Raw genomic sequence first — 5,579 nt, 5'->3', positions numbered from 1 at the left:
GCCGGCGGCATCCAGGATCTCGGTGCGACGGTCCATCCCTGCTCCACGTGCCGAACAAACGCTCGTTAGGTGCTACGCGTGCCGGTGTTATACCGAGAACCACGTCGCGCGTCAAGGCGGAGCGTCCTGCCGGATCGGCGGACGAGCGCGGAGCTTACTTCATGTCCGCAAGGGTGAGACCACGGCGCGGCATCGCTCGTCGCCGCACGGCGATTGTCGGTGAGCGGCGGTGCGCGCTACCGGAACCGGAACGCAACATCACCCGGCAGCGACGGGGCGAGACGGCACGGGGGCATGGACATGAGGATCGGCTCCTTGCGAGGGTGGCGGTGCAACACCCCGTCGGGTCGCCGATCCTCATCCCCTCGGCAATCGAACTGTCCGGTCGACGCTAGTCGTCGGCCGCGGCCGCGAGCGGCTGTCCGCCGACGGGCCGAGCGCGCAGATCGTAGCGATCCAGGTTCATGACCTTGTGCCAGGCCGCCACAAAGTCGCGCAGGAACTTCTCCTTCGCATCGTCCGAGGCGTAGACCTCGCAGATGGCACGGAGCTGGGAGTTCGAACCGAAAACGAGGTCGACGGCGGTGGCGGTCCACGTGAGCTCACCCGTGGCGCGATCGCGCCCCTCGAACCGGTTCTCAGCGACGGGCTTCCACTCGGTGCGCATGTCGAGCAGGTTGACGAAGAAGTCGTTGGTCAGCTGCCCAGGCCGATCGGTGAAGACACCAAGTGGTGATTGCCCGAAGTTGGCGTTCAGCACCCGCATGCCGCCGATGAGGACCGTCATCTCGGGAGCCGTCAGCGTCAGCAGGTTGGCCCGGTCCAGCAGCAGGGTCTCCGGCGACAGGATCGGTCCGGCCTGGAGGTAGTTGCGAAACCCGTCGTGGGTCGGTTCGAGCACGGCAAACGAGTCCGCGTCGGTCTGCTCGTGCGAGGCGTCCGTCCGACCTGGGTCGAACGGCACCGTGACCTCGTGCCCGGCGTCCTTTGCCGCCTGCTCAACGGCGGCGCACCCGGCCAGGACGATCAGGTCGGCCAGCGAGGCTCGCTTGTTGCCTGACTGGGAGCGGTTGAAGTCCTGCTGGATCTGCTCGAGGACCTGCAGCACCTCGGCCAGCTGCGTCGGCTGATTGACCTCCCAGTCCTTCTGCGGGGCCAGGCGAATCCGCCCACCGTTGGCCCCGCCGCGCTTGTCGGTACCGCGAAAGCATGCTGCCGCTCCCCAGGCCGTGTAGATCAGTTGAGAGATCGGCAGCCCCGACACGAGGACCTTTCGCTTGAGGGCGGCGATGTCCTCACCGTCGATAAGCTCATGATCGACCGGCGGGACGGGGTCCTGCCAGAGCTGCGGCTCCGGCACCCAGGGTCCGAGGTAGCGCGAGTGAGGTCCCATGTCGCGGTGCAACAGCTTGTACCACGCCTTGGCGAATGCCTCCGCCAGGTCGTCCGGATGCTCGTGGAAGCGCTTGGCGATCGGCCCGTAAATCGGATCGACCTTCAGCGCGAGGTCCGTCGTCAGCATCACCGGGGCATGGCGCTTCGATGGGTCATGCGCGTCGGGCACCGTGGTCTGGGCCGCGGGATCCGTGGGAATCCACTGCCACGCACCGGCAGGGCTCTTGGTCAGCGTCCACTCGTACCTGAACAGGTTGTCGAGGAACCCGTTGTCCCACTTCGTCGGCTCGTACGTCCACGCGCCCTCGAGCCCGCTGGTGATCGCGTCGTCACCCTTGCCGCTCCCGAAGGAGTTCTTCCAGCCGAGGCCTTGCTCCTCCAGCGGAGCGCCCTCGGGTTCGGGGCCCAGGTGGGTCGCAGGGGCGGCACCGTGGGTCTTGCCGAACGTGTGGCCGCCGACGATGAGCGCCAACGTCTCCTCGTCGTTCATCGCCATGCGGGCGAAGGTCTCGCGCACGTCCCGTGCGGCTGCCAGCGGATCGGGGACCCCGCCGGGGCCCTCGGGATTCACGTAGATCAGTCCCATCTGCACATTGGCGAACGGGAAGGCGAGTTCATGGTCCCCACTGTAGCGCTCATCCCCGAGCCAGGTGTCCTCGGACCCCCAGTAGATCTCGTCGGGCTCCCAGATGTCGGGCCGTCCGAAGCCGAAACCAAAGGTCTTGAACCCCATCGACTCCATGGCCACGTTGCCGGCAAAGACCAGCAGGTCAGCCCAGGAGATCTGCTGGCCATACTTCTGCTTGACGGGCCAGAGCAGACGGCGCGCCTTGTCGAGGCTGGCATTGTCGGGCCAGCTGTTGAGGGGGGCGAAGCGCTGGGCACCGGCGCCCCCGCCGCCACGGCCGTCGGCGATGCGGTACGTCCCCGCGGAGTGCCAGGACATGCGAATGAACAACGGCCCGTAGTGGCCGTAGTCGGCCGGCCACCAGTCCTGCGACGTCGTCATCAGTTCGATGAGGTCCTGCTTCAGCGCTTCGAGGTTGAGGTTCTTGAACGCCTCGGCGTAGTTGAAGCCCTCACCCAGCGGGTTGGACAGGTACGAGTGCTGGTGGAGCACCGAGAGGTCGAGCCGATTCGGCCACCAGTCCATGTTCGTCCGCGGCCGGGTCACCTTGGGTGTCGGGGAGGGGATTGCCGGGTTCTCGCTTTCGCTGACGCTCGTCGTCACTTCCTTCTTTTCGGACACGCCGGCCCTACTCCTCTCGCGGTGTCGGGGAACTTCGCAGTTGGCCGTCGACGTCGGTTCTCGGAGATCCAGGGAGGTGTCGCCCAGCTGCTATCGAGTGCGGCCTCTCGGCTGTCGCTCGATGAGCCGAACAGTAGCCGATTTCGCGGAATCCGTCTCCCGTCTCGGGTTGCGGAGGTACCTGCACAGGCCGAAATATAGTACGGCATGCCCGCACCCCGCGAGCCTGGTCTGCACCTACTTCAGCCACGTCATCGCCACCGCCGGAGCAGGGCTAAACATCTCGGTAGCCCTCTGCACTCGTATTGCAGCGTGCCGCCCGCTAACTTGAACCGACCACCGGATTGGTCAACGGCATGCGTTCGTCCGCCGCCTGCTCCGAGAACTCCCAACCTGCCAGGAGAGCGGCCGGTGTCCGCCGATCCGACCCCCGGTTGGGCCGCTCGTCGTTGTACTCCAACGGGCAGGCTTCGACCACCTCGAGCGCCTCGGTACGGTTTGCGAACCAGCAATAGCCCCGCCACTCCCGTCGGAAGTGCCCGTTGAATGGCTCCGCGAAGGCACTGGCGGTCGGCTTGCCCGGCCGCGACAACTTCAAGTTGATCCCGTTGCAGTCGGCCCAGGCATCCAGGCGCCCTGGAAATGAATCCCCGGCCAGTGTCCACCATTAAACGCTCCAGCGACTCCAGGCGCCCCGCCGGCTCACCGCGGAATTCGCGCCGGAGGTTCGCACCCCCTCGGCAACGCGACCGGGTCCCCCGAGCACTCGCCGGGGCCTTGGATGGCTGCCGGAGAAACCTCCAAGGCCTCATAGGTGCCTTATGTCTCTTTCATCGCTGTCTCAGCCCCACTCGATACGCTCGTGATCGTGGGAGACGCTTCTCGGGATGCCGCGGACGTTCGGCGATCCGAGACCGCGAGGAACCGCGACCCAGGGTTGGCGCCGCGCCCAGGAGCCGCTGTGATCCTCCCGGTTCCCTGGTCCCAGAGCGCGGTTGAGCGCACCCCGAGCGTCGGATCGTTCTAGTGAGAGAGGCCGAACCATGTCCCATCCCTACCGGCGCTTTGGCCTGCGCCTGATCCCGGCGTTCCTCATCTTCCTGCTCGCCGTCGGCGGCTACGCGTTCGTACGCTACGACGCGCCCAGCCTGTTGTCACCGGCGCCGGTCAGCGCCGCCGGCGCCGCGACTCCGACTACCGGCAGCGCGACTTCCTTCCAGGCGGCCGTCGAGGCCGCCGTTCAGAAGGCCAGGCCGGCCGTCGTCCAGATCACGAACAACCAGACCCCGGCATCGCAGTTCGGCCAGGCTTACTCCGTTCCGTCGGGCGTCGGCTCCGGTGTGATCTACGACAGCCAGGGACATATTCTGACTAACAACCACGTCGTTGCCGGCGCGCAGAACCTGCTGGTCTCCCTGCCGGACGGCCGCTCGTTCCCCGCCACGGTCGTGGGCACCGACCCGCAGACCGACCTCGCCGTGATCCAGATCCACGGCAGCAATCTCCCGGTGGCTCCGCTCGGCGACTCGAGCCGGCTCCAGGTGGGCCAGTTCGTGATCGCGATCGGCAACGCGCTGGCGCTGCCCGGCGGACCGACCGTCACCAGCGGCGTCGTCAGCGCCCTGAACCGGACGGTGCAGGAGCCGTCGCAGGCTCAGAGCCAGTCCGGTTCGTCGAGCGGCAGTCCCTTCGGTCAGATCCCCTTCGGCCAGGGTCAGGCGGCGCAGGCACAGGCCGCCGGCCCGTACCTGTTCGACGCCATCCAGACCGACGCCCCGATCAACCCCGGCAACTCCGGCGGCCCGCTGGTGGACCTCACGGGCCAGGTCATCGGCATCAACACCCTGGTCGCCGGCCAGGCTGAGCCGGGCGTCCAGGCGCAGGGTATCGGCTTCTCGATCGCCATGGCCACCGCCAAGCCGATCGCCGACCAGCTCGTTGCGACCGGGCACGTCGATCATCCCTACATCGGGATCTCGTACACGCCGCTCAATCCCGCCATCGCGGCCCAGCTCGGCGTCGCCAACACGACCGGCGCGGTCATCGGCCAGGTCGCCCCGAACTCCCCGGGTGCAGCGGCCGGGCTGCAGGCGAACGACGTGGTCACGGCCATCGACGGCACCAAGCTCAGCACGGAGTCCTCGCTGGCCGAGGCGATCGACCACCACAAGCCGGGTGACGTGGTCACGCTGTCGGTGCAGCGCGGCTCCCAGCATCTCTCACTCACGGTCACGCTCGGCACCATGCCGGCGTCGCGGTAGCCGGGCGACTCCCCAAACTGACGGAGGGCGGCCGATGCCGCCCTCCGCTCGTGTTCGGCCTTCGAGCCCGTCAGGCGACGCGCTCGACCACCATGCTTATCCCCTGGCCCACGCCGACGCACATCGTCGCCAGGCCGAACTGGATGTCGGCTCGCCGCCGCATCTCGTGCAGCATCGTGGTCATGATCCGGGCGCCCGAGCAGCCCAGCGGGTGACCCAGCGCGATGGCGCCGCCGTTAGGGTTGACGCGCGGGTCTTCTGGATCCATCTCCCAGTCGTGGAGCACCGCCAGGGCCTGCGCCGCAAAGGCCTCGTTCAGCTCGATCACGCCCACGTCGGCCAGGGTCAACCCCGCGCGCTCCAGCGCCTTGCGCGTGGCCGGCACCGGGCCGATCCCCATAACGCGCGGCGGTACGCCGGCCACGCCGATCGCGCGCACTCGCGCCAGCGGCCGCAGGCCGTGCGCCTCGGCGTAGCGGCGCGAGACGACGAGCACCGCCGCCGCGCCGTCGTTGAGTGGGCTGGCGTTGCCGGCCGTCACCGTCCCACCCTCGCGGAAGACCGGCTTGAGCTGCGCCAGACGCTCGAGCGTCGTGTCGGGGCGCGGCCCCTCGTCCACCGACACGACGCCGTCGCGGGTCGGCACCGGGATGATCTCGTCGTCGAAGTGCCCG

General features: G+C 68.0%; 4 protein-coding genes. 1 reads left to right on the top strand and 3 read right to left on the bottom strand.

The features are described from left to right. Window positions 1–391: 391 nt before the first annotated feature. Window positions 392–2,644, bottom strand: coding sequence for a catalase/peroxidase HPI (gene katG, locus VNF71_02340; GenBank protein ID HVA73390.1), 2,253 nt, complete (start codon window positions 2,642–2,644; stop codon window positions 392–394). 322 nt (window positions 2,645–2,966) lie between these two features. After that, window positions 2,967–3,242, bottom strand: coding sequence for an integrase core domain-containing protein (locus VNF71_02335; protein HVA73389.1), 276 nt, complete (start codon window positions 3,240–3,242; stop codon window positions 2,967–2,969). Between the two features lie 445 nt (window positions 3,243–3,687). Here VNF71_02335 and VNF71_02330 point away from each other — a divergent pair, with 445 nt between their 5' ends. Further along, window positions 3,688–4,905, top strand: coding sequence for a trypsin-like peptidase domain-containing protein (locus VNF71_02330; protein HVA73388.1), 1,218 nt, complete (start codon window positions 3,688–3,690; stop codon window positions 4,903–4,905). A 70-nt stretch (window positions 4,906–4,975) separates the two neighbouring features. On the opposite strand, the gene VNF71_02325 is transcribed toward VNF71_02330, so the two are convergent. After that, the coding region (locus VNF71_02325) for a thiolase family protein (protein HVA73387.1) at window positions 4,976–5,579 on the bottom strand (604 nt) is incomplete at its 5' end.

Source organism: Acidimicrobiales bacterium, from assembly GCA_035533095.1.
GTDB lineage: Bacteria > Actinomycetota > Acidimicrobiia > Acidimicrobiales > Palsa-688 > DATLUM01.
The sequence above is the reverse complement of the archived record's forward strand: the minus strand, read 5'-3'. Positions and strand labels throughout refer to the sequence as shown.

Excerpts from the sequence above, each read along its gene's own strand:
- VNF71_02330 (HVA73388.1), top strand. The coding sequence starts at position 3,688 with ATGTCCCATCCCTACCGGCGCTTTGGCCTGCGCCTGATCCCGGCGTTC.